The 935-nt window shown below is 54.5% G+C and carries 1 protein-coding gene; it reads left to right on the top strand.

Annotated elements, in window-relative coordinates; translation table 11 throughout:
• Window positions 1–298 precede the first annotated feature (298 nt).
• Window positions 299–935, top strand: a 637-nt coding sequence (locus ACOCD2_RS22270; protein ID WP_419626138.1) for a type I restriction endonuclease subunit R, EcoR124 family, incomplete at its 3' end; no start/stop codon positions are given.

Genomic DNA, 935 nt, shown 5'->3' with positions numbered 1-935 from the left:
CCCTCCCTCAGGCGTTGCAATCAGTGGATACCCAAAGAAGCATTCTCCTTCTATCTCATCTAATTGCCTGAGATGCTCTATAAGAGCCACCGAAGCCACTGGTTTCTTGTTCAAACCTCGTGTTATATCAATCATGGATGTCTCCAATATTTCTGTTTTTCTATAGCTCTCATATCCTATCCACGATATTATCGAGATTGTCTAGTTCCTTGCTCTTTTCCAGATACTCTGAATAGGCCTCCTGTGCCCCTTTTATCAGTCCATCATAGTGTTTAATCCTACTGCCCGGTGAAACTTCATGCAATCCCAGGGCGTGGACTGCAGGCCCGGGGAAGTCGCCAGCCTCAAGGGTGACGAGGCCCGCGCCACCTTCATCAACTGCTTCAGGGAAGTGCAGCGCATCCGTACCCAGCTCGACCAGTACACCGATCTCGATCCTGAACTGCGCGAGACCATTGATAAACTGCTGCCGGAAGATGACCTGCGCGCCTTCAGGGGCGTCTATCTCGATGTTGCCCAGGAGCTCAAAGCCAGGCAGGAGAAGACGCCAGACCCCAACGACCCCATCCGGCAGCTCGATTTCGAGTTCGTGCTGTTCGACTCTGCGCTCATCGACTATGACTACATCATGAAACTCATCGCCCGCTTCACCGGCCAGCCGCCCAGGAAGCAGAAGATAAGCCGTGAGCAACTCATCGGCCTGCTGGCCGGCAATGCAAAGTTCCTCGACGAGCGCGAGGACATGATCGAATACATCAACACCCTCACGGAAGGCAAGGGGCTGGACGAGCAGGCCATCCGCGAGGGTTACGACCGCTTCAAGGCGGAGAAGAACGCCCGGGAACTGGCCGTCATCGCCGAAAAGCACGGTCTCAGTCCTGATGCCCTGCAAGGCTTCATCGACAGTATCCTGAGCCGTAGGATCTTCGACCCTG

The organism is Thiolapillus sp. (assembly GCF_048562965.1).
In the GTDB taxonomy this organism is placed as follows: domain Bacteria; phylum Pseudomonadota; class Gammaproteobacteria; order Chromatiales; family Chromatiaceae; genus Thiolapillus; species Thiolapillus brandeum_A.
Note: the sequence above shows the minus strand (reverse complement) of the source record. Positions and strands in the feature narration are given on the sequence as shown.